Origin of the sequence: Agromyces laixinhei (assembly GCF_006337065.1) — a bacterium.
GTDB classification, from domain to species: Bacteria; Actinomycetota; Actinomycetes; order Actinomycetales; family Microbacteriaceae; genus Agromyces; species Agromyces laixinhei.
Genome location: NZ_CP040872.1, coordinates 3,031,497 through 3,055,863 on the forward strand (window position 1 = coordinate 3,031,497; position 24,367 = coordinate 3,055,863).

At 69.6% G+C, this 24,367-nt stretch carries 23 protein-coding genes; 9 read left to right on the forward strand and 14 right to left on the reverse strand.

Annotated features, from left to right (window positions below):
• Positions 1-115 precede the first annotated feature (115 nt).
• The 3 genes from FHG54_RS14405 to FHG54_RS14415 all read right to left on the reverse strand — a co-directional run bounded on the left by FHG54_RS14405 (position 116) and on the right by FHG54_RS14415 (position 5,620).
• Positions 116-1,639 (reverse strand): ATP-dependent DNA ligase, encoded by a 1,524-nt coding sequence (locus FHG54_RS14405; RefSeq protein WP_139417884.1) that lies wholly within the window; start codon positions 1,637-1,639, stop codon positions 116-118.
• A 127-nt stretch (positions 1,640-1,766) separates the two neighbouring features.
• Positions 1,767-4,367 carry a purple acid phosphatase family protein gene (locus FHG54_RS14410; protein WP_139417885.1) on the reverse strand — a complete coding sequence of 867 codons (2,601 nt, stop codon included), beginning with the start codon at positions 4,365-4,367 and terminating at the stop codon, positions 1,767-1,769.
• A 212-nt stretch (positions 4,368-4,579) separates the two neighbouring features.
• Entirely contained in the window at positions 4,580-5,620 is a 1,041-nt protein-coding gene (locus FHG54_RS14415) for an alpha/beta fold hydrolase (RefSeq protein ID WP_233437785.1), read from the reverse strand.
• Here FHG54_RS14415 and FHG54_RS14420 point away from each other — a divergent pair.
• Complete coding sequence (locus FHG54_RS14420) at positions 5,619-5,978, forward strand: hypothetical protein (protein WP_139417886.1); 360 nt, start codon at positions 5,619-5,621, stop codon at positions 5,976-5,978. The two genes, FHG54_RS14415 and FHG54_RS14420, sit on opposite strands and share 2 nt — an antisense overlap.
• A gap of 108 nt (positions 5,979-6,086) precedes the next feature.
• Positions 6,087-6,377 carry a DUF4287 domain-containing protein gene (locus tag FHG54_RS14425; RefSeq protein WP_139417887.1) on the forward strand — a complete coding sequence of 97 codons (291 nt, stop codon included), beginning with the start codon at positions 6,087-6,089 and terminating at the stop codon, positions 6,375-6,377.
• Positions 6,378-6,414: 37 nt separating this feature from the next.
• Here the strand turns inward: FHG54_RS14425 and FHG54_RS14430 are convergent, their stop codons facing one another.
• Positions 6,415-7,128 (reverse strand): NUDIX hydrolase, encoded by a 714-nt coding sequence (locus FHG54_RS14430; RefSeq protein ID WP_233437786.1) that lies wholly within the window; start codon positions 7,126-7,128, stop codon positions 6,415-6,417.
• The gene (locus FHG54_RS14435; protein ID WP_168197190.1) at positions 7,125-7,685 is read right to left on the reverse strand and encodes a TetR/AcrR family transcriptional regulator; all 561 of its coding nucleotides are present in this window, start codon (positions 7,683-7,685) and stop codon (positions 7,125-7,127) included. Before FHG54_RS14435 ends, FHG54_RS14430 begins: the two co-directional genes overlap by 4 nt.
• Before the next feature lie 182 nt (positions 7,686-7,867).
• On the opposite strand from FHG54_RS14435, the gene FHG54_RS14440 reads away from it, so the two are divergent.
• Positions 7,868-9,805, forward strand: coding sequence for a S16 family serine protease (locus FHG54_RS14440; protein ID WP_168197191.1), 1,938 nt, complete (start codon positions 7,868-7,870; stop codon positions 9,803-9,805).
• Between the two features lie 53 nt (positions 9,806-9,858).
• Complete coding sequence (locus FHG54_RS14445) at positions 9,859-10,335, forward strand: DUF4190 domain-containing protein (protein ID WP_139417890.1); 477 nt, start codon at positions 9,859-9,861, stop codon at positions 10,333-10,335.
• 113 nt (positions 10,336-10,448) lie between these two features.
• Here FHG54_RS14445 and FHG54_RS14450 read toward each other — a convergent pair whose 3' ends face one another.
• Positions 10,449-12,998 carry a lamin tail domain-containing protein gene (locus FHG54_RS14450; protein WP_139417891.1) on the reverse strand — a complete coding sequence of 850 codons (2,550 nt, stop codon included), beginning with the start codon at positions 12,996-12,998 and terminating at the stop codon, positions 10,449-10,451.
• Between the two features lie 168 nt (positions 12,999-13,166).
• Between FHG54_RS14450 and FHG54_RS14455 the strand changes: the two genes are divergently transcribed.
• Positions 13,167-13,562: a YybH family protein gene (locus tag FHG54_RS14455; RefSeq protein ID WP_139417892.1), complete on the forward strand. Its 396-nt coding sequence runs from the start codon at positions 13,167-13,169 to the stop codon at positions 13,560-13,562.
• Between the two features lie 24 nt (positions 13,563-13,586).
• Here the strand turns inward: FHG54_RS14455 and FHG54_RS14460 are convergent, their stop codons facing one another.
• From FHG54_RS14460 to FHG54_RS14480, 4 genes are all read right to left on the reverse strand, one after another.
• Positions 13,587-14,249: a hypothetical protein gene (locus tag FHG54_RS14460; RefSeq protein WP_139417893.1), complete on the reverse strand. Its 663-nt coding sequence runs from the start codon at positions 14,247-14,249 to the stop codon at positions 13,587-13,589.
• A 74-nt stretch (positions 14,250-14,323) separates the two neighbouring features.
• Positions 14,324-15,412: a zinc-binding dehydrogenase gene (locus tag FHG54_RS14465; protein ID WP_139417894.1), complete on the reverse strand. Its 1,089-nt coding sequence runs from the start codon at positions 15,410-15,412 to the stop codon at positions 14,324-14,326.
• Positions 15,409-16,077: a TetR/AcrR family transcriptional regulator gene (locus tag FHG54_RS14470; RefSeq protein ID WP_139417895.1), complete on the reverse strand. Its 669-nt coding sequence runs from the start codon at positions 16,075-16,077 to the stop codon at positions 15,409-15,411. Before FHG54_RS14470 ends, FHG54_RS14465 begins: the two co-directional genes overlap by 4 nt.
• A gap of 331 nt (positions 16,078-16,408) precedes the next feature.
• A complete protein-coding gene (locus tag FHG54_RS14480) occupies positions 16,409-19,030 on the reverse strand; it encodes an ATP-dependent Clp protease ATP-binding subunit (protein ID WP_139417896.1) in 2,622 nt (873 codons plus the stop codon).
• Positions 19,031-19,385: 355 nt separating this feature from the next.
• Here FHG54_RS14480 and FHG54_RS14485 point away from each other — a divergent pair, with 355 nt between their 5' ends.
• Together FHG54_RS14485 and FHG54_RS14490 are read left to right on the forward strand one after the other, a co-directional pair.
• Positions 19,386-19,730, forward strand: a complete 345-nt coding sequence (locus tag FHG54_RS14485; RefSeq protein ID WP_233437787.1) for a type II toxin-antitoxin system HicB family antitoxin — start codon at positions 19,386-19,388, stop codon at positions 19,728-19,730.
• A gap of 271 nt (positions 19,731-20,001) precedes the next feature.
• The gene (locus FHG54_RS14490; RefSeq protein WP_139417897.1) at positions 20,002-20,229 is read left to right on the forward strand and encodes a hypothetical protein; all 228 of its coding nucleotides are present in this window, start codon (positions 20,002-20,004) and stop codon (positions 20,227-20,229) included.
• Between the two features lie 54 nt (positions 20,230-20,283).
• On the opposite strand, the gene FHG54_RS14495 is transcribed toward FHG54_RS14490, so the two are convergent.
• The 4 genes from FHG54_RS14495 to FHG54_RS14510 form a co-directional block, all read right to left on the reverse strand.
• Positions 20,284-20,667, reverse strand: a complete 384-nt coding sequence (locus FHG54_RS14495) for a type II toxin-antitoxin system death-on-curing family toxin (protein ID WP_232331526.1) — start codon at positions 20,665-20,667, stop codon at positions 20,284-20,286.
• The gene (locus FHG54_RS14500; RefSeq protein ID WP_139417898.1) at positions 20,664-20,867 is read right to left on the reverse strand and encodes a ribbon-helix-helix protein, CopG family; all 204 of its coding nucleotides are present in this window, start codon (positions 20,865-20,867) and stop codon (positions 20,664-20,666) included. Before FHG54_RS14500 ends, FHG54_RS14495 begins: the two co-directional genes overlap by 4 nt.
• A 379-nt stretch (positions 20,868-21,246) precedes the next feature.
• Complete coding sequence (locus FHG54_RS14505; RefSeq protein WP_139417899.1) at positions 21,247-21,471, reverse strand: type 2 periplasmic-binding domain-containing protein; 225 nt, start codon at positions 21,469-21,471, stop codon at positions 21,247-21,249.
• 374 nt (positions 21,472-21,845) lie between these two features.
• Complete coding sequence (locus FHG54_RS14510; RefSeq protein ID WP_233437788.1) at positions 21,846-23,087, reverse strand: MFS transporter; 1,242 nt, start codon at positions 23,085-23,087, stop codon at positions 21,846-21,848.
• A gap of 54 nt (positions 23,088-23,141) precedes the next feature.
• Between FHG54_RS14510 and FHG54_RS14515 the strand changes: the two genes are divergently transcribed.
• The gene (locus tag FHG54_RS14515; RefSeq protein WP_139417900.1) at positions 23,142-23,729 is read left to right on the forward strand and encodes a hypothetical protein; all 588 of its coding nucleotides are present in this window, start codon (positions 23,142-23,144) and stop codon (positions 23,727-23,729) included.
• 70 nt (positions 23,730-23,799) lie between these two features.
• Positions 23,800-24,195, forward strand: a complete 396-nt coding sequence (locus FHG54_RS14520; RefSeq protein WP_139417901.1) for an amino acid-binding protein — start codon at positions 23,800-23,802, stop codon at positions 24,193-24,195.
• Positions 24,196-24,367: the final 172 nt, after the last annotated feature.

Consider the following 24,367-nt stretch of genomic DNA (forward strand, 5'->3'; position numbering starts at 1 on the left):
CGGCGCCGGGCCGATGACCCTCCGCAGGGTACGCCGATCGCGGCGATGCGATCACCCCCCGTTCAGGTGAGGAACCCTCAGCTCATCTTCACCGCAACCTGCTGTCGCACTCGCCTCAGCCGCGAAGCAGCGCGCGCAGCGTCTGAATCGTGTCGGCCTCGGCCGCGGTCTTGTCGTCGCGATACTTCTTGACCCGCGCGAACCGCAGGGCGATTCCGCCCGGGTACCGACTCGATCGCTGCACACCGTCGATCGCGATCTCGACGACGATGCTCGGCTCGACCCACACCGCGTGCTCGGTGCGCCGGATCTCGATCTGCGGAAACCGCTCGGTCTGCCAGCGCAGCAGCTCGTCGGTGAGCCCCTTGAACGTCTTGCCGACCATCACGAAGTCGCCCGGGTCGCCGAACTCGCCTCCGGGGTCGAGCGCCCCGAGGTGCAGGTTCGACAACCACCCGGTGCGGCGACCGTAGCCCCACTCCGCGGCGAGCACGACGAGGTCGTAGGTGTGCACGGGCTTGACCTTGACCCAGCTCGCGCCGCGACGCCCCGCGGCATAGTGCGATCCGATCGCCTTGACGACGACCCCCTCCTGACCCGCGGCGAGCGCGTCGCGCGAGACCCGCTCCGCGACCTCGGGGTCTGCGGTGACCTCGCCCGGAACGCGATGGCCGGGCGCGATGCGCTCGAGTTCGGCGAGCCTCGTCGAGAGCGGCTCGTCGAGCAGGTCGCGCCCGTCGACGTGCACGACGTCGAAGAACCACGGATGCAGCACCGTCTCGCGTGCGGACTCGGCGCCGAAGCTCGACATCGTGTCTTGGAACGGGCGCGGCGACCCGCTCTCGTCGAGCGAGAGCGTCTCGCCGTCGAGGATGACCTCACGCACCGGAAGCGCCCGCACGACCTCGACGACCGCGGGCAGCCGACGGGTGACGTCTGCCAGATTGCGGGTGAAGACGCGCACCTCGTCGCCCGCGCGGTGCACCTGGATGCGTGCCCCATCGAGCTTGTACTCGACTGACGCCTCGCCGGTGGCCTCGAGTGCGGCCGCGGCGCTCGAGGCAGTGCCCGCGAGCATGGGCAGCACCGGCCGGCCGACGATGAGGCCGACCGCCTCGAGCTCGGCGCCGGTGCCCGTGAGTGCGAGCCGGGCGGTCTCGCCGAGGTCGCCCGACAGCATGGCGGCGCGGCGCACCACGTCGACCGAGCGTTCAGCGGCACGCGCCACCGCGTCGGTGACGACGCCCTCGAGCGCACCCGTGCGCACCTCGCCGAGCAGCACCCTGGCGATGAAGCCCTGTTCACGATCGGTCGCCCGGCCGAACATCTCGTGCAGCAACCGCGCACGCTCGGCCGACGACCCGGTGCCGGATGCCGCGGCGAGGCGATCGAGCCCGGCGTCGAGTTCGGCCACCGTGAGCGAGGGTTCGGCCGCGGGTGCTCCCGTCGCTGCGGCGACCCCGCGCCAGCCGACCCCCACACGACCCTGCCTGGGCTTGCCGACGAGGAGCCCCACGGCCGGAGCGATCTCGTCGGGTTCGAGACGGCGCAGCAGTTCGGCCAGCGCCTCGACCTTCGCACGGCGCGAACGGGTCGAGGCGACGGCGTCGGCGGTCAGCGCGAGTTCGTCGAGCAGCACGAGGTCAGTCTGCCACCGGCATCCGACATGCACGCTGCGACGGAGCACGAACGCCCGGCCGGTTGACTCGGCCGGGCGTTCATCTCATTCGAGCGGGCGGATGCCGCGGCATCCGCTCGCTCGTCAGCTAGCTCTGCGCCGGCGGGTCGGCCGCGAGGCGTCGACGTCGCAGCGCGATCAGGGAGACGATCGCGCCGAGCGCGAGCAGCACACCGGCGGCCCACAGCGCAGCGGATGCCTCGGCGCCCGTGCTCGCGAGGTCGCCGCTCACGGTTCCAGCGGCCGAACCGGCGCCGCCATTGCCGCTGCCGCTGCCACCACCGGCTGCCGCGCTGACCTTCACCGGCGCCCAGCCGAGGAGCCTGCCGTCGGCGGACTGCACGACCAGCCTGTGGTCACCGGGCGCCGTGCCCGCGGCGACGACCGTCGTGAACTCGCCGCTCGCATCAGCGGTGGCGGCTCCGAGCTCAGTCGGCTCCGAGTACAGCCACGCCCAGACGTCGGCGCCGGCCTTCGCCTCGCCGAGGCCGACGGTGAACGGCACGCCGGCGGTCACGTTCTCGGGAACGGTGATGTCGCCGCGAGTCGCGTCGGTCAGCTCTGCCGGGTCGACCGGCTCGGGAGCGGTGCCGGGCTGCTCGGGGTCGACGGGCGCCTCGACGCCGGCCCCGGTGACCCACTTGCGGCCGTCGTCCGTCTTCGTCACCGTGAACTCGTCGTACACGGCGCCGACCGGCAGGTCGGTCGTCGCGGCCGCCGTCTTCTCGGCGAGGTACGAGCGATAGACCAGCTTGTCGGCCGAGACGTCGACGACCTGGTAGGTCGTGACGCCCGCGCCGCGCAGCACCTGGGTGGCGTTGTTGTTCGTCCAGACGTTCTTCTCGTCGGTCTCGAGGTTGTAGTGCTTGGCGCCCGAGTTCGAGACGACGTAGACGGGACCGTCGGTGATTCCGGGCGTCTCGGTCACGTCGTCGTTGTTGTAGCCACGGGCATAGGTGTGGTCGTGGCCCATCATGACGAGGTCGATGTCGTGCTTCTGGAAGACCGGCACCCAGAACTCCCGCAGCACGGGCTCGTCGCGCCCGGCCGAGGTCGAGTACACGGGCTGGTGGAAGGTCACGACGTTCCACTTCGAGGGGCTCGACTCGAGCACGTGGTCGAGCCACGCCGCCTGGAACTCGGTCCAGAGACGGGAGACCTTCGTCGACGGGCACTCGTCGCCGGCGCAGCCGGGCAGGTCGTCGGGGGTGAGGAAGGTCGTGTCGCGCGTCGCGTTCAGGGTGATGAAGCGCATGTCCTGGTAGTCGGTGAAGTATACGGTCTCGGCAGCGAACTGCGTCCAGTGCTCGAAGTACGCGGCGTACTGCTTCGCGACATCCGTGTCACCGACGGCGAGGTCGGCGAGGTCGCCCGTGGTCGCCGTGGTCGGGTTGTTGTGCGGGTACTCGAAGTTCGCCTTCCACGACGTCAGCAACTTGTCGCCCGAGTACTCGTGGTTGCCGGGCGCGGCCATGACGTTGGTCGTCGCAGCAGAGGTCTCCATGCCCTTGAACCAGTTGAGCCACTCGGTCTCGTTGCTGCCGGTGTTGATGAGGTCGCCGGCGTGCACCGAGCCGATCGAGTCGGTCGCCGTGGCCTCCGCCTGCTTCACGACCGACGGCCAGGTCGAGTCGAGGCCGATCTGGGCGTCGCCGTAGTAGACGAACTGGAAGTCGGTGTCGTTCGGGTCGGCGGTGGTGAACTCGCGCCATTCGCTCCATGCGCCTTCGAGGCCGACGCGGTAATTGTAGGCCGTCGCCGGAGCGAGGGCGTCGACGGTCGCCGAGAAGTGCTGCTTCGGGTTGCCGTTGACCGTGCCCGCCGAGTAGGCGTCGACCGAGCGCACGTCGCCGCCCGCCGCAGGCTGGATCTGCACCTGCCCGCTCGTGTGCGAGACGTCGCCTGCGAGCCACGAGAACGACTGCGAGGTCTCGGGCGTCTCGGTCGGGGTCATGATGACGCGCGTCGGCGGCACCGCGACGGGCACGCCGGGCTCGCCGGCAGGCAGCAACCGGATCGAGGAGACATCGAGGTAGATGTCGGAGCTCGTCTCGCGGTCCTGGTAGAGGGCGACCGCGACCGTGTTGGTGCCGTCGACGAGCACGTCGCCGTCGGCCTCGAAGTGGCCGGGCGCCGGGTCGGAGGCACCGGATCCCGCGTACTCCACGTTGGTCGTCTCGGTCACCCGGTCGGCGTCGAGGCCGGCGACTCGCTGACCGTTGATCCAGACCACGGCGCCATCGTCGTAGCGAAGGTCGCCGACGATCGACCCGACCTCGTCGGAGACGCCCGCCGCGAGCTCGAAGGTCGTGCGGAAGAAGAAGGTGGGCACGTTCGGTGCTGCCGCGCCGTCGATGTACTGGTTCAGCAGCGTCTTCGGCATCAGCCCGCCGACCGACGCGAGCTCGCCGCGCTTGGCGCCGAAGCTGCCCTGCGCCGACTTCCAGGCGCTGTCGTCGAAGCCGGTCGTGGTCCACACGCGCAGCGGTTCGGCGCCGCGTGCGGGGTCGGTGCCGTCGTCGAGGTACTTCCAGGTGGTCGTCTCGGTGGAGATCACCGGGTCGGTGGGCACGTCGGTGGCGGCGAGCGCCGGGGCCGGCACCGCGAGCACACCGGCGAGCAGTGCGAGCAGAGCGGTCGACACCGCCCCCCGCCTCCCCCAGCGTGTCGCGTTCTTCGTCGTGGTCATGTCTGTCCTTCGTCGCAGGGTCGGGGGTGGCACGCTCGCGCAGCCGTCGCCGCCTGGCGGGCGGTCGGAGGTCGGGTGTCGGGTTCCTCCGCCATGCAATCGGCCACGGATGTCGTGGAGCTTGCCGCGAGGCGACCGCGAGGTGAACCCGGGCGTTCTACAGGCGTGCTTGCGCTACCGGCGCGCGACGGTCGACGGACGGCGCCCGAACCTCAGCGTGCGGACGTGACCCGTGCGGATGCCTCGGCCCGCAGGAACCCCTCGACGGTCGAGGCGAACCGGTGCGCGTCGTCGAGCCACGGGAAATGGCCGGCAGCGGCCTGCACCGCGACTCTGGAACCGGGAATCGACTCGGCCAGTTCGACGACCATCGTCGGGGGTGAGTTCAGGTCGACCGCGCCCGCGATGAACAGTGTCGGCGCAGCGAATGCTGCGAGCGCGATCGCCGTCGCCTCGGGATCGAACGCCCCCTCGGCCGCGAAGACGGCGGCCGCCTCGTCGTTCTGGTGCCGCTCGCCGGCGTCGCGATGCGCCTGCGCCGCGGCATCCCACCGCCCGTAGTAGAACGGGTCGATCGCGCTCCAGTCGTCGCCCCCGCCGTCATGACCCGCGACGATCCTCTGCAGGGCGGGGTAGGCCGCCCCGAACCACGACTCTTCGGTTCGGAGGCGTGCGATATCGAGCCGCGCCTCGGCGGTCACGGTCAGGCCGAGAGCTGCCGCGCTCGGTGTGACGAGTACGAGCCGATCGACATGTTGCGGGTAACGAGCCGCGTACATGATCGCGAGGTTCGTGCCGGCCGAATGGCCCAGCAGGTCGAGCCGCTCGAGTTCGAGGTGCTCGCGCAGCGCTTCGAGATCGTCGACGAGACGGTCGCACCGGTACGACGACAGATCGGAGGGAACCGCCGAGGCGCCGGTGCCCCGGGGGTCGAGCAGCACCAGCCGGCGGTGCTCGGAGAGGCCGCCGAGGTCGCCGAGGTAGCGGGAATCGCGCATCGGGCCGCCCGGCACGCAGATGAGCGGATGGCCCGCCGCTCCGCCTTCGATCTCGTGGAAGGCGAGTTCGGTTCCGTCGAACGCTGCGAAGGTCGGCATCCGACCGATCATGGCAGTTCCCGGCGACAGGCGGAGAAGTTCTCCACAGGCCGACCACAGGCCCAGCCACAATCCCAGCCACAGGCCAGGCGTGCGGCTCAGCGCCCGCAGGTTGCTCCGCTGCCGCGACCTGCATTCGGGCATGATGGTGCGCATGAGCGAATCCGCACCGACCACCGCCCAAGCCCCGACGACGAACTTCCGCCTGCTCGGGGTGATCTCCTTCGTCATCGGCGCCGGCGCGGTACTCGTGACCAGGCTGCTCGGCCTCGTCGCGCCGTTGCTGATCACGACCGGGCTGTCGCCGGCGTACGAGCTCCTGAACGGATTGGGGATTCTCACCAACGTGCTCTCGCTGTTGCTGGGAATCGCGGCACTCGTGCTCGGCGTGCTCGTGCTGCTGCGGCGCGGCGCACCGAAGGGATTCGCGGCGGCGGGCGCGGCGCTCGGTGGAGCGGAGGTGCTGAGCGCGCTCATCGGCTTCGGTCAGACCGCGTTCTACTCGTTCATCTGAGCCCGGTCGTTTCGATTCAGATCGAAATACTGGCGATCGGATGCCACGGCACCCGAACCTGTTCGACGAGGGTGCCGCGCGGCATCCGCACCGTGAAGGGAACCGCAGATGTCATTCCAGGCCTACCTCGACACCATCGAGCAGAAGACCGGACTCACCCCTCGTCGATTCGTCGAGCTCGCGACCGAGCACGGCTTCGGCGAGGGCACGAAGGCGACGCCGATCGTCGCGTGGCTGAAAGCGGACTACGGCCTCGGACAGGGCCACGCGATGGCGCTCGTGCACGTGATCACCAAGGGTCCGCAGATCAGCGCGAAGCACGTCGGCACCGACGGCGTGCACCGCGACGCGGCCGACACGCTCTGGCTCGACGGCGCCGCGACGAACCCCAACGCGTAGCACCCGCCGGAACGGCGCCCGTCGGAGCGGCACCCGGTCAGAGGTCGTCGAGCTCGACGATGCGCTCGGGGTTCCACCGCTCGGCCCAGCCGAGCTCGTCGAACATGCGGGAGAGCACGAGCGCGGTGAAACCCCAGACGAGCCGCTCGCCGACGGTGAACGCCGGCGAGCGGTAGCTGCGGTCGCCGAGGGTGTGCTGCGTGTTCGCGCGGTTCGCCGGTTCGAGCATCTCGGCGACGGGCACACGGAACACCTCGACGGACTCGTCGTGGTCGACCGCCGCGACCTCGGACGGCTTCGACCACCACGCGGGCACGGGCGTGACGAGGTGCTTGCTCACGGGCACCGGCATGGGCGGCAGCATGCCGAGCGGTTCGATGCCCGCGGCGTCGACCCCGGTCTCTTCACGGGCCTCGCGAATAGCGGCGGCGACCGGGCCGGCATCGGATGCCTCGAGCCGCCCTCCGGGAAACGCGATCTGCCCGGCGTGGCTGCTGAGGGTCGCGGCGCGGCGCAGGAGCAGCACGTCGAGGTCGCGCGGCACGGCTCCGCCGGTGCCCGCCGGCACGGCGTCGAGCACCCCGAAGAGCACGAGCACCGCGGCCAGGCGGAGCTCTGCGACATCCGTTCGGCTCTTCGGCCAGTCGGGATGCCACTCGAGGCCGCGCTCGCACAGGGCGATGAGGTCGGCGCGGGCGTCGACGACGTCGCCGGCGTCAGCGTCAGCGTCGGCGTTCAGGGGCGGCCTCACGCGCTCGGCTCGTCGGGGCCGAGCATGACGGAGAGCAGCGGCGTCGCCCACGGATGCTCGTCGAGATGCTCGGGGAACCGCATGGCGAGCACCGTGTTCACGAGCAACCCTCGGGCCAGGTAGTCGCGCGCCTGCTCCGGCGTCGCCTTCGTGTGCTCGAGCAGCACCGTGTACATCTGCGACAGGAGCGAGCGCACGTACGCACCGACCGAGGCCACGCTGCACGTCGCGAAACCCTGCAGCAGCACGCCCATGACGGTGTCGTCGAGCGCCGTGCGAGCGTAGCGGGCGTCGAAGTGCTCGAGGTCGAACTCCTCGAGCCGGATGCGTCGCATCTGATCGACGATCGCGTCGCCGGCGCGTTCGAGCACGGCGAGGAAGAGTGCCTCCTTCGTGCCGAACAGGTGCAGCACATAGCCCTGCGAGATGCCGGCGGCCTGGGCGACCTGCGTCGTCGTGGTGCCGAAGTACCCGCCGCGGGCGAAGGCGCCCATCGCGGCATCGAGCACCAGTTCCTGGCGTTCCGCGCGCTTGAGGTGCGTCGTCGTCTCTGCCATCTCGTGAATTCTACCCACCGCCACGGCGCCTCCCGACAGAGTGACCGACCGCACCTCGACCGCCGGACACATCGTGCTTGACAGATTCAGGGCTGTCCCTGATCTTGTAATTGATTGATTACATCATCATGTTTGCACGGGCCTGTTCGCCCGCCCCATCACCCTCACGAAGGAGACCTGGCATGTCCACGACCACGAGACGACGGCGACCGAGAGGCCTCGCCGCGATAGCCGTGCTCGCCACGGTCGCCCTCACCGGCTGCGTGCAGCTCCCGTTCGGCGGCGGCCCGAAGGCCACGCCCGTGCCGGCCGTCGACCAGAAGACCGAGGTCACGATCCCCGCGCTGAGCGGGGCCGGCGATGGCGCGGTGAGCGCGATCGACATCAGCATCGCCCCCAACTCGAGCGGAGCGCTCGCGGTCGAGGTGTCCGAGAACGAGGTCGGGGGTGCCGGGCGCACGCTGCAGGCGTCCGCCTGGAACTCCGCGATCGTCGCCACGCTCTTCACCGGCGCCGACCTGGCGACCGACTACCGGTTCGCGTTCGACGGATACGTCGACGGGCCGAGTGCCGGCGGCATCATGACCGCCGGCATCATGAGCCTCCTCCTCGGCGACGAACTGCTGCCGGGGGTCGCGATGACGGGAACGATCACGCCGACCGGCACGATCGGGCCGGTCGGCGGGGTGCCCGCGAAGATCGCGGCGGTCGCCGAGGGCGGCGAGTACACCAAGGTGCTCATCCCGCTCGGACTGCGCAACGCCCCCGACCACGACGGCGCTTCGGTCGACGTCGTGCGGCTCGGGGCCGAGCACGGAGTCGAGGTCGTCGAGGTCGGCGACATCGCCGAGGCCTACACACACCTCACCGGCGCATCGCTCCCTGCGCCGTCGAGCGCCCCCATTCCGCGAGTCACCGAACCCGGGTACTCGAGCATCGAGTCCGCCACCAACCACCAGATCACCGAGTTCGAGCGCAGCGAGTCCGATTACCTCGGGCTCTCCGAGATCGTCCGGTCGGTCGGCGACGGCGCCTACGAAGCGGCGGCAGCGGATGCCGCGACCGCACGTGACCTGCTCTCGCAGGGCCTCGTCGGGGGTGCCCTCATGAAGGCGATCGGCGCCAACATGCTCATGAAGGCGCTGAGCGGCACGTACCGCACGGCAGACGATGTGCTCGCGCGCGGGATCGACAGCCTGCTGGTGCGATTCGACTCGGCCGGGCAGGCGTCCGATGTGTTCTTCAACTACCTCGACAAGCTCGACAACTACGAGGTGGAGACGCTCGCCGACGCCGATGCGCTCATCAATGCGTACGGCAACGCGTTCGACGCGTACTCGCTCTACCTCTACGCCGATGCCCAGATCCAGGCGATCTACGATCAGGCCGGGAGCTACGCCACGCTCGAGGATCTGCTCACCGACTCGCTCACGCCGCTCGTCTACCTCGAGGTGTCGATCGCCCAGGTCGAGGCCGCCGAGGCAGTGTTCGAGATCGCACGCGACGGCGAAGGGCCTGCGATCTCGCCCGAGGTCGACGTCGCGGCGGTCGCCGAGTTCTTCCGCAAGGCAGCGGACTCGAACCTCGAGGTCTTCAACGCCGACGTCATCGCCGGGCTCGCGGAGGACGCCGGCGTCTCCGAGGCGGTCGCGCTCGAGGCGATGGGCAACAACGACCTCTCGATCGCGCTCGCGAACAACGCGACGGGTCTCGTGCACGGCATCCAGGCCTACCTCGGCGAGGAGAACCCCAACTCCGCGTACGCCGCGATGGGGTACGGATGGACGAACTACTCGCGCAACGCGAGCCTCATCGAGAAGTACGGCACGAACGGCATCATCGACTGGACGACGTTCAGCGTCGTCGGCGTGACCAGCGACGCACGCCTCGTGCACACCCTCGACTTCTCGCGAGGTCAGGTGGCCCAGGCGATCGGGGTGCTCGACGGCAACGACTACTCCACGGTGCTCGGCGTCGGCGCCTTCGAATCGGCCTCGCTCGCACGCGAAGGCGACTTCGAGAAGAAGTTCGAGGCGATCCAAGACTACACGGGAACCTTCGCGCTCAGCCGTGTGCTCGCCTACCTCGGCGGGTTCCAGCGCGCCGACTACACCGAGTGACCCGAACCTCTCCACCACCTCCACCGCAGCACCGCCACCACAGAAGGAGCATCATGACCGACACCAACCTGCCTCAGCCGCTCGCGTCTCAGCCGCCCGCGCCGCAGCCGCCCGCGCCGCAGCCGTCCGCGCCGCAGCCGTCCGCGCCGCAGCCGCCCGCGGCCCAGCCGCCCGCGGCTCAGCCGCCCGCGCCCGTCGCGACCGCCGCCGAGTACGCCGCCGCACCGGCCGCACCCGTGGTCCCCGGCAAGGGCCTCGGCATCGCAGGCCTCATCCTCGCGATCTTCCTGCCGCTCATCGGCCTCATCGTGAGCATCATCGCGAAGTCGAAGTCGAAGAAGGCGGGCGTGAAGAACACCCCGGCGACGGCGGGCATCATCGTCGGCGCGATCCTGACCGTGGTCGGCGTCACCGTCATGATCGTCATCATCGCGGTCAGCGCGTCGCTCGTCGGCGGCCTCGCCGAAGTGTGCAGCGAACTCGGCACGGGCGTCTGGGAGGTCGACGGCGTCACCTACACCTGCGGCTGAGCGCAACCGCAAACCAGCGCGAAGCGCCGCCGGGCCAGGCCCGGCGGCGCTTCGTCGTTCGGGTGCCACGGCGTTCGGGTGCTACGACGTTCGGGGGCTACGACGTTCGGGGGCTACGACGAGGCGGAGTTCCGTGCGCGACGCATCATCAGGAGCCCGCCGACGACCACGGCGAGCACCGCGAACGGCGCGAGCGCCATGAGACGGTCGTCGACGCCGGTCGAGGCGAGACTGCCCTTCGCCCCGGCGGCGGTCGTCTCCCCCGGAGCGGCGACACCGGGAGTGCCCGGCTCGCCAGGCGCGCCCGGCGTCGTCGCGCCCGGCAGCGTGCCGAGGCGCAGGGCACCGGGCTGCTCGCCGTCGGCGAACCACCAGACTGGGCGGGCCGTCGCCGTCTCGTCGGCCGACGCACGCGCCACGGGCGCCGCAGCATCCGCAGCATCCGCGGCATCCGCGGCATCCGCAGCATCTGGCGTCAACGATGCCGGCGCGGTCGCGAAGCCCTCGTTGTTGAGGTTCGGCATGCCGGCCGGTCGCGCGAGGTGCACGATCGACGGGGCAGCGCCGGTGAGCGCGATGCGAGCGGAACGGCCCTCGCAACCGTCGTCGCACACCGCCCAGAACTCATCGAGCACGGTGTCGTAATCGAGCGCCATCACGCCCCCGAGCCCGGGGTCGATCTCGGCGATCTGCTCGATCGATCCATTCGTGCCGAGTGCGTAGGCGTAGACGAAACCGTTGTCCTCGACCGCGACGAAGAACAGGCCATCGCCGTGGCCCGGGTAGTCGGCCGGATCGTACGGTGCACCGGTGTTCGCATCGACGAGGAGGCCGGCGAGCGAGACATCCGACACCCACTCGACGGCCTCGATGCCGGTGTTCGCCGCGACCTGCGGGAGTGAAGCGGTGAGGTCCCACTCCTGGCTCGCGACGACGTCGGGGCCGGGAGCCTCGGCGTCGACCGCGAGAACGACGTTGCGGTTCACGCCCTTGTCGGAGTTGTCGCGTTCCGAGCCGAGGTAGACCCGGCCCGCGCCGTCGACGGTGATGCCCTCGGTGTCGGGGCCGGCCGCCGCAGGCGAGTCGGCGTCATGCTGGAACCGCGCACGCTTGCCCTGCTCCCAGCCCTTGGCGAAGGCCACGCTGCCGTCGGCATTCGCGGCGAGCTTCCAGAACATTCCGGTGCCGTTGTCGACCGCCCACAGGAACGTGCCGTCCGGCGTCTGCTGCGTGTCGAGTCCAGACGAATCCTCGAGGAACATGGCCTGCTCGTCGAGCGTCGTGACGTCGGGCGAGCCGGGCCACACACCGACGGCGGGCTCACCGGGGCCGCCCGGTTCTGTCGGGGCGCCGCCGCAGTTCGCGGCCCCCTTCGAGGCGATCTCGGCGTCGGCGAACTCGCCGATGCCGTCCGGGCAGCGTGCCCAGGTGACTGCGGCGTGGTCGGCCCAGCCGTGCTCGGCGACGGTCAGGCCGTCGGCGTTGCGGATGGTCGCCACGTCGGCGCCGCCGAGACCGAAGTCGAAGTGCGCGCCGCCGTCGAAGACGAAATAGGCGCCCGGGGCGAGCACGGTTCCGGCGTCGACCGGGGTGACGTCGGCCGCGTGCCCGAGGGGATCGCTGTCCATGAGCGTCCAGCCCGAGAGGTCGACGGGCTCGGCGCCGATGTTCACGACCTCGACCCAGTCGGTCGCGTCGCCGTTGGACTCCACCTCGTTGACGGCGATGGCCGGCAGCACGCAGGAGTTGGGGGCGCCGGGGGTCGCCCGAGCGAGCGCGAAGGCGCCGGACGCGTCGGGGCAACGGGCGTAGCTCGCCACCGCCTCGTCGCCGTCGACGGCCGGATGCCCCGCCCATGCGTGCTCGTCGAGCAGCGTGCCGACGGGGTCGAACACACGGATCGAATCCGACCCGCCGATGCCGATCGCCGCCTGGAACTCCTGGGGTGCGCCTGCCGTGTCGACACCGACGGTGGATGCCTCGACGACGAGTCGCTCCCCCGCCGCGATCGTCGCGCCGGCGCCGAAGAACCAGCGGTGGTCGTCGGAGTTGTCACGAACCTCGAACCCCGAGAGGTCGAGCGACTCGGTGCCGGGGTTGATCAGTTCGATCCAGTCGGCCGGGCCGGAGTCGATCTCGTTGATCAGGAGGCTGCCCGGGGTCACCGGAACCGAACAGTCGTTCGCGGCGCCGAGCGTGATGCGGGTCGCATGCGACCACTCGCCGCCGTCTGCGCACCGAGACCAGTCCGCGAGCGGCGCTGTCGCAGCGTAGGCGTAGGCGTCGACCTGCTGGTCGGCGGCGTCGCGCAGCACGACCTCATCGCCCTTGCCGAGCCCGAAGGGGAAGCCGAGCGGCGCGGCATCCTTCTGGAGCACGAGGTGGGCGCCGGGCTCGATCGTCGTACCGGCGGGGATGGTGCCGCGCTCTTCGCGCTTGTCGTCCATCACCGACCATCCCGAGACGTCGACGGCCGACGCCGAGGAGTTGTAGAGCTCGATCGCATCCGTCGTTCCGGGTACGACGTCGTCGTAGACGATCTCGTTGACGACGACACCGCCTTCGGCGCCGAGGGCGATGGTCGGGGTCGCGGTGAGCGCGGCGACGGCAGCCACCGCTGCGAAGATCGCCGGCACGCGTCGGGATGGGCGGGGCACGGGCATTCGGGGCGCTCCTGTCGGCAGAAATGGGGACCGAGAGGTACTCGACCGCGCGGGGGTGTCCGGAATGCATCCGCTCGGTGAATCAGCGGTGTCCACCGGATGTCAGGCGCGCGTCTCGGCGAGCATCCGGTGATTGTGCGCGGCCGTCGACCGGGGCATCCTGAAACCATGAACGAACGCGAGGAGTTCCTGATCTGGCTGCAGCGCGAGTCGGCGCGGGCCGAGCGGGCGATGTACGACGGCGACGACGGCCCGCGCCGCGCGATCTGGTCGGCAGAGGAGCCGGTCAGCGTGCTCGGCGCATGGCGCAACGCCACGAATCGCGCCGAACTGATCGAGGCGTTCGAAGAGGTCTCGGCGAGCTTCTCGAACTGCACCGACTACACGTTCGACCTGATCGGCTTCGATGTGCTCGGCGACGCCGCCTACACCGTCGGGTACGAACGTGTCTCGACGTCGGTCGATGGCGAGCCCCGCACCTTCACGTTGCGCACAACCCAGATGTACCGGCGCGAGCCCGACGGATGGCGGGTGGTGCACCGCCACGCCGACACCGTCGTGTGACTGCCGGGCGACGACGGCAGCGCGTTACTCGGAGCCGTCGAACAGCCCGCCGTCGAGCAACCAGTTGTTGCGCAGACGAAGAGCTCGTTCGGTGCTGGCCACGAGTGTGGCGATCAGGAGCGTGATGTTGAACCAGCCCGGGAGATGGATCGGAGACGTGAACGAGCCGACGCTCTCGGCGACGGGCGGGATGTGGGTGATCTGCTCGACGATCTGCGGGATACCCAGCACCAGGCCCACGATGAGCACAGCAATGGACGCGAAGCCGATGGCGCGGCTCATGACCGGGTGCTCGCGATCGAGGCGAGCACGCCGGCCCTCGCCGGAGGCGGGGTCGGGCATCAGCTGCTGCTCGGCCCCGACATCGCTCAGGTAGTGGCAGCGCTTCAGTCCGTATCCGCTGGCGACCACCTCGACGGTGCCGCCCGTCACCGGGAACGCGGCCGGGAGCTTGGATCCGGCGTGATGCCAACCGTCGAGGTAGAGCTGCGCCCAGACCTCGCCGTCCGAATCTCCCGCGAGCCGCACGTCAACCGACCAGATCTGGCGCAGGCCGTCGCCACGGGTGAGGCGGATGTGGAAGAGGGAGCGCGAGAAGAGCTGCCACCACCGGAAGCGCTCGAGGGCGTGCCCGTCGCCGGGCTTGACCTTGCGAGCCGCGCGTCGACGCTTCCGATCGGAGAACACCCCAGCCACGATAACGGCTCGCGGTGACAACTCCAGGTGGCGGATCGGCCGCGCCCAGCGGTGGCGAGCCCGCCCTACAAGCTGGTCACTACGACACGCGTGATCTCGGGATCCTTCAGGGCGGCGTAGCCCTCATTGATCTCGTCGAGCGCGATCTCCTTCGAGAGCAGCGAGTCGAGCTCGAAGCGCCCTTCGAGGTAGAGCTTCGCGTACATGGGGATGTCGCGCTTGGGCGTGGTCGAGCCCATGTAGACACCCTGGATGCGGCGCTGCGAACCGATGAGCCCGACGATGTTCTGCGTGATGTCGTCGGCTGGGGCGATCACGCCGATCAGATACAGCCCGCCGCCCGGAGCGACCATCGTCACGGCCTGCTCGGTGACCTGCGTCGTGCCGACGAAGTCGAACACGGCGTCAGCGCCGCGCCCGGTGATCTCCATGACTGCGGCCGCGGCATCCGTCGCCTTGGAATTGACGACGTGCGTCGCGCCGAACGCGCGCGCCTTCTCGAGCTTGTCGTCGGCGATGTCGACCGCGATGATCGTGGTCGCCCCCGCGATGATCGCGCCGTTGATCGCGTTGAGGCCGACGCCGCCCGCACCGATGACGACCACCGAGTCGCCGGCCTGCACATCGGCGGTGTTGAGCACAGCGCCCGCGCCCGTGACGACACCGCAGCCGAGCAGCGCGGCCTGGCCGAACGGAATGGCGTCGGGCACCTTCACGAGCTGGTTCTCGTGGACGAGCGCCTGCTGGGCGAAACCCGCGAGGCCGAACGCCTGGTAGACGCCTTCGCCGTTCTCGGTGAGGCGCGGCGCCTCGCCCTCGGCGCGCAGGGTCTGCTCGGGGTGCAGGCACTGATAGACCCGTCCCGAGAGGCATTTCTCGCACGCACCGCAGTACTGCACGAGGCATCCGACGACATGATCGCCGACGCTCAGTTCGGTGACCTGCGCACCGACGGCGGCGACGACGCCGGCGACCTCGTGGCCGAACACGGCAGGCAGCGGGTTGCCGAAGTCATTACGCGACATCGTGAGGTCGGTGTGGCAGAGGCCCGACGCCTTCACGTCGACGAGCACCTCGCGACCGACGGGCTGTGAGATCTCGAGTTCGGCTGTCTCGAAGCCGGCGCCGATCTCGCGGATGACGACTGCTTTCATGGCTGGATCCTTTCGGGTTCGCGCGCGACGGAGGGCCCGTCGTGCGAGTGACGGTCGCGGTGCATCCACCGCGGCATGAGTTCGAAGAGGTGGCTCGCGATCGCGTCGGCGTCGGCCTCGACCTCATCGAGCACCCACGCGACGATGACGCCCGTTGCGGCGTTCGCGATGTAGAGCGCGCTCAGGTGCGCGTCGAGTGCGGCGGGCAGGTCGGCCCGGTCGACGATGTGGTCGCGGATGCGGCGTGCCATGGTCTGCGCGACGGCGCTCTGCATTCCACGCGCGACCGGAATAGTGAAGACCGCCGCGTACAGCGCTCGGTTCTGTGCGTAGTGCTCGACCAGACGCTGCTGGGAGACCAGCATCGCCTCGGCAGGGTCGCCGGCGTCGGCCTCGGAGCGTTCAGCCTCGGCGAGGACTTCGAACGTCGAGGATTGGAGCCATAACGCAAGCTCTTCAAGGTCGGCGAAGTGCGTGTAGAAGGTTGCCCGACTCACTGCTGCCTCGGCGACGATCGCACGCACAGTGACCTCGCGACCACCATGCGACAGCCGCTGCACCGCTGATGCGATGCGTTCGCGGGTTCGTACGGCGCGCGGGTCGGCCGAGCGCCGAATGCCGCTTCGCACTGCGGCAAGCGGGATGTTCGCATCGCTGGTGACCACACCTCGACTCTACGTTTTTCTAGACAGATGTCTAGAAAACCGGACGCTCAGCCCTGAACCGTCGCGCCTCGGGTCTGAGAATCCAGAGCCCGCGGCCGATCTGAGGAGATCTCCCATCACCGCGCGATGGGGAGGACGAGTCACGCGGTGGGGCGGCGAGCGGTGGGTTCGCCCCGAGGACGCGCGGCACTTCGGCACTCCGGCACTTCGGCACTCCGGCACTTCGGCACTCCGGCACTTCGGCACTTCGGCACTTCGGCACCGCGGCCGGCGGCGTTCAACCGTCGGTCAGAAGCCTCGAGACGGGTGGCGCGCCTCCTCGACAGGCGGGTCAGGCGGCGAGCTGCACCGTCGCGCGCGGCACGGGCACGATGACGAACTCGCCGTCTGCGGCATCCGCTCGCACACCCTCGCCGTCGCCGAGGGCACCGCTGACGAACAGGTCGCTGATGCGATCATCGATCTCGCGCTGGATGACGCGGCGCAAGGGCCGGGCACCGTATTCGGGCTCGTACCCGCGCGAAGCGAGCAGCGACACCGCGGCATCCGTCACCTCGAACGCGACCTCGCGCGCCGCGAGCCGCGCCGCGGTCGCCCCGAGCATGAGGCGCACGATCGAAGCCAACTGCGGCTCGTCGAGCTTCTGGAACAGCACGATCTCGTCGATGCGGTTCAGGAACTCGGGCCGCATGGCCTCGCGCACCTTGCCCATCACACGGGCCTTCACGTCGTCGGATGACGCGAACCCCGAGGCATCCGACCCCGCAACGAAGCCGAGCGCACCCGACCGCGACGCGAGGAACTCGCTGCCGAGGTTCGAGGTCATCACGACCACCGTATTGCGGAAGTCGACCGTGCGGCCCTGGCCATCGGTGAGGCGTCCGTCGTCGAGCACCTGCAGCAGCAGGTTGAACACGTCAGGGTGCGCCTTCTCGATCTCGTCGAACAGCACGATCGAGTACGGGTTGCGCCGCACGCGCTCCGTGAGCTGGCCGGCCTCGTCATAGCCGACGTATCCGGGAGGGGCGCCGACGAGTCGCGACACCGTGTGCCGCTCGCCGAACTCGCTCATGTCGAAGCGCACGATCGCCTGCTCGTCGTCGAAGAGCGACGACGCCAGCGCACGCGCCAGCTCGGTCTTGCCGACACCCGTCGGCCCGAGGAACAGGAAGCTGCCGATCGGCCTGCGCGCGTCGCCCATGCCGGTGCGGCTGCGGCGCACGGCCTTCGCGACGGCGGTGACCGCGTCGTCCTGACCGATGACGCGCGCGTGCAGCTCGCCCTCGAGGTCGCCGAGGCGCTCGCGCTCGCTCTCGGTGAGGCGGTTCACCGGGATGCCGGTGGCCCGCGAGATCACCGCGGCGATCTCAGCCTCGTCGATCACGGTCGAACGCTCGGTCGCGTCGGAGCCGAGCCCGGCGGATGCCGCAGCACGGCCGGTCTCGGACGCCTCGTCGAGCTTCGCCTGCACCTTCGACATCTCGTCGCGAATACGCGAGGCCTCCTCATAGTGCTCGGCCTGCACCGCGGCGTTCTTGTCGGCCTCGAGCGACGCGAGCCGCTCGATGAGCGCCGAGACGTCGACCTTCACACCGAGCCGCAGGCGCAGGCGCGCCCCGGCCTGGTCGATGAGGTCGATGGCCTTGTCGGGCAGCACCCGGTCGGTGAGGTAACGGGCCGACAGTTCGACTGACGCCCGCAACGCGGCATCCGTGTATTTGACGCCGTGGTGCTCTTCATACGCACCGCGCAGCCCGTGCAGGATCTGCACGGCGTCCTCGATCGACGGCTCGCCCACGCGCACCGGCTGGAACCGGCGCTCGAGAGCCGGGTCCTTCTCGATCTGGCGGTATTCCTTGAGCGTGGTCGCGCCCACGAGGTGCAGCTCGCCGCGCGCGAGGCGCGGCTTCAGGATGTTGCCCGCGTCCATGCCGCCACCGCCGCCGTCACCGCCCGCGCCGACGATGCTGTGCACCTCGTCGACGAAGACGATGAGCCCGCCCCCGTTCTTGGAAGACGCTGCCGCGGCGATCTCGTCCATGGTCTTGGTGAGGCGCTCCTCGAAGTCGCCGCGGTAGCGGGTGCCCGCGAGCATGCCGGGCAGGTCGAGCGAGATGACGCGCTTGCCGAGCAGCTGCTCGGGAACGCTCTCTTCGACGATCGCGCGGGCGAGACCCTCGACGATTGCGGTCTTGCCGACGCCGGCCTCGCCGACCAGCACCGGGTTGTTCTTGGTGCGGCGGCTGAGGATCTCGATCGTCTGCTCGATCTCGTCGACGCGTCCGATCACGGGGTCGAGGTCGCCCTCCCGGGCCAGCTCGGTGAGATCGGTGCCGAACTTGTCGAGCATCGGGGTCGCGGATGCCCCGGCGCCGGTGCCTGCGGCATCCGTCTCGCCATCGGCACTCGGCATGCCTGCTTCGACTGTCTCGCGAATGCCCTGCGTGAGGGCCTCGGCGGTGACGCCGGCGCGCGCGAGCACCTGCCCGGCGGGGGCATCCTGCCCCAGCACGAGCGCGAAGAAGAGGTGCTCGGGGTCGATGTAGGTCGAGCCGGCCGAGCGCGCCACCTGGTAGCTGTGGAACAGCGCGCGGGAGGCGCTCGGGGTGATTGTGGCCGCGTTGATGTCAGCAGCATCGGATGCCGCGGGCAGCCGCGCCTCGGTCGCCGTGATGATGCGCTCGGGGGCGACGCCGATGCCCTCGATGGCCTGCGTGACGGCCTCGTCTTCGACGATGACACGCAGGATGTGCAGGGCGTCGAGCTCGGTCTGGCCGCGCTCGAGCGCGAAGCGTCCTGCCTGTTGCAGGATGCCCTGCGTGCGGGCGGTCAGGAAGCGGCTGAGGTCGATCGACCGCGCCTGACGCGAACGCTCGCCCTCGAGGTAGCGGCTGAGGAACTCGTCGAACGAGTTGGTCTCATCGCCGCCCTGGGGTGTGAAGTCTTCGGGCAACTGCGTCCTCCTGGCTGGAACTTGAGTTGGGTACGCTCAAGTTCAACGCGGAGAGGGCGTGGGTATTCCCCTCAAGAGCAGCCGCGCGGTCTCACGGCTCTCCGTCGTCACTTGGGTGACGGTGCCTATTGGACTGCAGGCAACGCGTCGACGGCTCTCGAAATCGACGATGCAGTCTGGATCGGCACGTGGAGGGGCGACCGCGTCGGATACTCTCTCCCGCGAACTCACCTGGCCAGGCAACGCGGGCGCCGCTCGTTGCGGTCGGATCCGAGTGACTTGAGCGCTGGTGCCAGTTGTGGCACCATTGCGCTGTGGCCTCAATCGAGAAGATCGAAGAAGGGGAACGACTCTCGTGGACAACACCATTGAGCGACCGGCAGTCGAGCACTACCGCTACTCCGTCGAATGGAGTGCAACCGATGGTGAGTTCGTCGCGACCATCGCCGAGTTCCCATCACTCTCCTGGTTGGCAGCAACTCAGATCGACGCGCTCCGTGGGCTCGAAGACGTCGTCACATCCGTGATCGATGACATGCTCGAGTCTGGTGCAGAGGTCCCCGAGCCGCTGGCCGACCGCACGTACTCTGGGCGAGTGAACCTTCGGGTCGACCCGGCGATCCACCGCAAGCTGGCCGCCGAAGCACTGAGGCATGGCACGAGCCTCAATGCGTACGCGGCTCGCCTTCTCGACCAATAGCATGATCGAACGGCCGCACGAGAAAGTCGACCCTTACCAGCGGCTGGCGTAACCCCGTCGAAACTGGCGACTTCCGCGGACCCGCTTTGAGGCGACGAGTCCCACGGCGACTGCAGCATAGATTCACGACGTGACTCACCCCGCACTGCGATCACCGGCGGCACCGGCGACGTCGACGCACTGACGCGGGCGTTCGAGGGCTGCGAGGTCGTTGCGCACTGCGGATACCGCATGAGACCGTCGCCGTCGTCGGCTCGGCGCCGAGCATCTCTTGCTATCGAAGGCCGTGCGGCGCGTGGCATCCGTCGTCGATCGCCGCGTGATCGTGGTGCCGTGGCCAGTGTGGGCACAGTACGCCCTCGCGCGGGTGACCGAGTGGACGATGAAGGCGCCCCTCGTCGACCTGCGACCGCGGCGCATGTTCACGGCAGAGCAGATTCGGGAGAGCCTGCCCGAGCGCCGCGGGTTCGGGTGGCGGGACCTGCGGATCGGCGGCTGAGCGATCGGGGTACTCAGCCCGACGCAACCGATGTCGTGAGGGACGACGAACGGACTATGAGAACGGATGCATCCGCTCCCGGATCCACCTGGCCGCGTCCTCCGGCCTGACGTCACCCGACGCGACCGCGCGAAGGAACCGATCGGCCGCATCGACGTCGTCCACCACCAGATCGACATCGTTGAGCTCGAGAAGCGCCACCGTCACGAACCATGCCAGGCGCTTGTTGCCATCAGCGAGCGCATGATTGCGGTTCACCGCCAGCAGCAGCGCGGCCGCCTTCTCGTCGAGGGTCGGATGCACCTCCTCGCCGAACACCGGCATCGGGGTCGCGAGCGCCGAGAGCAGCAGGTTGCGGCCACGAGCGCCGTCTTTGTAATGGAAGCCCTCCTCATCGAGCAGAGCTTCCACATCCTCGGGATCGAGGTACTCGGTCACCGGGAGAGGCGCTCGAGCAGGGCGGCGTCACGCGTGCGTACGCGCTCGAACGCGGCACGACTGCGGGCGGACTTGTCTTCGCGCGCGGCAAGTTCGTCGAGCGCGATCTCGACGACTTCAGTTTTCGACCGGCCGAACTTCGCGGCCAGTGCTTCGAGCATGCGGTCGTGCTCGTCGTCGAGGCGCAATGTCATCGCCATGTTCGGCCCCTTCCGCGGTCATCCGGGTTGCGACTCATTCTAGCCGCGCTGGTATCAGCTTGGTATCTCGTGTGAGAGCTACGGATGCCGCAGCTCACCCGGCACGTCGGGGTCGCCACGCGGCCAAGCAATCCGTGATGGAAGGCGGGTCGAGGTATTGAGAACGCGGGGCGCGCGCAACGTGCGACCCCGACCTCCTGGCCCACGAGACGTCCGAGCAAGCAAACCCTGGCCGAAACGACACTCGCCCAGTAACCCCGACCGATGCGACATCCGCCTCGAGCTATGCCAGTTCCGCCTCATCACAACCTCACGGTGAGGCGGAACTGGCATAGCGATTCCGACCAACGCGTTCGCGCAAGGGAGAACCAGAAGGGTGTCAGTCTGCGCGACCCCCCGCAACCGCCCTCACCGCATCCAGCACAACCTGCAACGCCGGCGAATCCGCCTGACGGCGGCGGTGAACCGCCGCGATGTCGCGGGTCGACTCGGGCCGCACGGTCGGGATCGCCACGAGATCGGGATGCAGCGGCGGCCATTGCAAACGCACCAGCGCGGCGACGCGCAGACCAGTCGACCGTGGCAGCGGAACCGGGGTCGACATCAGTGACGTCGACGGGCTGACGCGAGCGTTCGAGGGGGTGCGAGGTCGTCGCGCACTGCGCGGGCATCAACGGGCTGGCCCGACGTCGGGGAAGTTGGTGTCGGCCGAGACACCGGCGAGGCGCGGACGAGGCGCGCACGCGGATCCGACGTAGAACCCTTCCCCGAGAGGAACTCGGCCAACGCTGTGCCAGTTCCCCCTCATCGTGAGACATCACACCTCATCGACGAGGCGGAACTGGCATACTCATTCTCTTGTCACGAGCGGCGACTTCTCCTGTCACGAGCGGCGACCTCGTCCAGTGGGACGGCGATGGGCGTGACGAAGACCGTGGAGCTCGAGCGCAAGTAGGCGGTGCGTTGCGAGAGCAAGCGTCAGGGGGTGCCGTCGTCTGCCGGCGACCGGCGGCCGCGCACGAACGCCAACGGCAGTGTGGCGAGCGAGGCCGCCGCGGCCACGAGCAACGCGGGGGCGAAGGCGAGTCGGGCCGCGAGCGAGCCGATGAGCATCGACCCCACACCCGTGCCTGCGTCGAAACCGATGTTCCACACGGCGCTCACCGTGTCGTACTCCTCGCGCCGCACGGCGTTCAGCGACAGCAGGAGCGTGAGGTTCTGCAGCCCCCCGTAGGCGACGCCCGACAGCGCCATCCCGCAGAGGAACAACGGCACCAGCGTCGCCGCGGGGTCAGACACGGCGAACGCGACGAGAACAAGCCCCACGGATGTCGCGAGCACGAGCGGCCAGACGAACGGGCGGGTACCGTGCCGGTCGGCCGGGCCGCCGATCCCCCACCGGCTGATCGCGGCGGCGACCGTGAACAGCGCGAGCCCGCCAGTCGTGGCCGCGGGCGTGGAGACCATCTGCGGCGCGAAGGTGATGAGTGCGCCGCCGGCGAGGGTGACCGCGAGCAGCAGGAGCATGGGTCGAAGAAGCCCACGCGGCATCCACGACCTGCGGCCGGCGCCGTCGCCTTCGCCTGTCGTCGTGTCGGCCGTGCCGTCGCCGTGGTGCTCCGGCGTGTCGATTGCGCCGTGCCAGGCATGGGCGAGGGCCGGCGCGAATCCGATGCCGAGCAGCGGAAGGGTGCCGAGGGCGAAGACCAGCCAGAACCCGACGGTGTCGGCGAGCCACGGCCCGATCGGCAGCAGCAGCACCTGCGGCACCGCGATCGCTGCGCCGTACACGCCGATGGCGGCGCCGTGCCGAGCAGGTGACACGAGATGCGCCACGGCGGCAGAGCCGCACACCGTGAGGATTCCGAAGCCGAAGCCCCGCACCGCCGACAAGGTCAGGATCCACCACAGATCGTCGGAGAGCAGCTGCAGCAACGACGGACCGCCGAGCAGCGCCAGCCCGACCCCGAGCACGAGCGCCGCCCCGAAGCGGCGCAGCAGCCGCGGCACGAAGCCCTGGGTCAGAATCGTCACGAACAGCAGCACACCGTTGACCAGCCCCGAACCGGCCTCGTCGGCACCGCCGTGCACAGCCCACAGCGGCGCCACCGGCAACAGCACGGCGTACCCGGCGAAGCCGGCCGCGGTCAGGATGAGCAGTGCCGGCATGCCGCGCTCGCGCCAGACGGGAAGCGAGGTCGACGGGCCCGAGTGGTTCACGCCTTCCGACCCTACGCGGCATCCGTTCCGAGCGTCGCCTCGTAGGCTTGACGCGTGCCCCGACTCCACGCAGAGCCCGACCGAACCAAGTGGGTACCCGTCACGGACTCCCTCGGGTTCCGCGGTCGCCGCCACCGCAAAGCGGCGATCCGGATGCTGCTGGCGCAGGCCAAGGGCCCCGGCGCGGCGCCGTCCGGGGCTGGCGGCTTCACCGCGTGGGCGATGAGTCAGGCCGTTCCGTTCCTGATGCGCAAGGCCGGAGGCCGGGTGCTCGTGTGGGTCTGGAAGGCCGACCCCGAGCTGGTCGTGGCGATGGCGCAGGTGCAGACGGCGACACCGCAGTTGCGGGCCGCCCGCGCGTCGTTGCCGATCGAGTACGACGATTCCGAGAAGTTTCGCGGCACCTACCTCGGCATCGGCGAGAAGCTCTCCATGCCGCTGCCGCCGGGCGGTCGCCTGCCCTTCGCAACATACACGTGGGATCTCGGTTCGCACTTCGTGAGCGTGACTGCGGTGTGCAGCGATCGCGAGCGGTTCGGCACCGTCATCGGCGCCGTCGACGAGCTCGCACGCGGCATCCGCATCATCGACGACCTCACCGTCGGCGAGTCGGCGACGGTGCTGCGCCTCGACCCGGCCTGATCGGGCACACCGCGTTGACGCGCCGCGGGCGCGGGCGTAGACCTGAGGCATCCGAGAAGGAGGTGCCGTCATGGCGAAAGATCTCTTGGTCACACTCACCGATGAACCCGGCGAAGGGGCTCGACTCGGCGAGGCACTCGGCAACGCGGGCGTCAACATCGAGGGCTTCTGCGCGATCATGGAGGGCGGCCGCGGCGCCGTGCACGTGCTCGTCGACGACGCCGCCAGTGCCGGCGCCGCGCTCGAGGGTGCCGGCATCACAGTCGAGGCCGAGACCGACGTGCTCGTCAGCCCGGCATTGCCCGACCCCGAAATCGACACACCGGGCACGTTCGGGGCGATGGCGCGTGCGCTCGCCGACGCCGGCATCAACATCTCTCTCGCATACGTGGCCACGAGGAACCGCGTCGTGCTCGCGACGACCGACAATCAGCGGGCCACGCAGCTGCTGCAGACGATGATGTGACGGGCCGCGTGCCGCGCGAGGCAATCCGTTCCCTGCGGCCCACGTGCGGCGCGAGGCATCCGTTCTCAGGAACTTCGACGCCCTTGACTTATTTCACCCTCTCCCTATAGTTACTCGTAGTCGCCAGCGTTGGCCCGGGACGACGGCGTTCTCACAAGCCCACGAGGGGGAT

What these genes read in the sequence shown, in the direction of transcription:
- FHG54_RS14500 (WP_139417898.1), bottom strand. Translation starts at nt 20,867, where the DNA reads ATGGCGATGACATTGCGCCTCGACGACGAGCACGACCGCATGCTCGAA.
- FHG54_RS14440 (WP_168197191.1), top strand. Translation starts at nt 7,868, where the DNA reads ATGTCCACGACCACGAGACGACGGCGACCGAGAGGCCTCGCCGCGATA.
- FHG54_RS14520 (WP_139417901.1), top strand. Translation starts at nt 23,800, where the DNA reads ATGGCGAAAGATCTCTTGGTCACACTCACCGATGAACCCGGCGAAGGG.
- FHG54_RS14455 (WP_139417892.1), top strand. Translation starts at nt 13,167, where the DNA reads ATGAACGAACGCGAGGAGTTCCTGATCTGGCTGCAGCGCGAGTCGGCG.
- FHG54_RS14465 (WP_139417894.1), bottom strand. Translation starts at nt 15,412, where the DNA reads ATGAAAGCAGTCGTCATCCGCGAGATCGGCGCCGGCTTCGAGACAGCC.
- FHG54_RS14450 (WP_139417891.1), bottom strand. Translation starts at nt 12,998, where the DNA reads ATGCCCGTGCCCCGCCCATCCCGACGCGTGCCGGCGATCTTCGCAGCG.
- FHG54_RS14410 (WP_139417885.1), bottom strand. Translation starts at nt 4,367, where the DNA reads ATGACCACGACGAAGAACGCGACACGCTGGGGGAGGCGGGGGGCGGTG.
- FHG54_RS14505 (WP_139417899.1), bottom strand. Translation starts at nt 21,471, where the DNA reads ATGTCGACCCCGGTTCCGCTGCCACGGTCGACTGGTCTGCGCGTCGCC.
- FHG54_RS14415 (WP_233437785.1), bottom strand. Translation starts at nt 5,620, where the DNA reads ATGCGCACCATCATGCCCGAATGCAGGTCGCGGCAGCGGAGCAACCTG.
- FHG54_RS14445 (WP_139417890.1), top strand. Translation starts at nt 9,859, where the DNA reads ATGACCGACACCAACCTGCCTCAGCCGCTCGCGTCTCAGCCGCCCGCG.
- FHG54_RS14425 (WP_139417887.1), top strand. Translation starts at nt 6,087, where the DNA reads ATGTCATTCCAGGCCTACCTCGACACCATCGAGCAGAAGACCGGACTC.
- FHG54_RS14435 (WP_168197190.1), bottom strand. Translation starts at nt 7,685, where the DNA reads ATGGCAGAGACGACGACGCACCTCAAGCGCGCGGAACGCCAGGAACTG.
- FHG54_RS14420 (WP_139417886.1), top strand. Translation starts at nt 5,619, where the DNA reads ATGAGCGAATCCGCACCGACCACCGCCCAAGCCCCGACGACGAACTTC.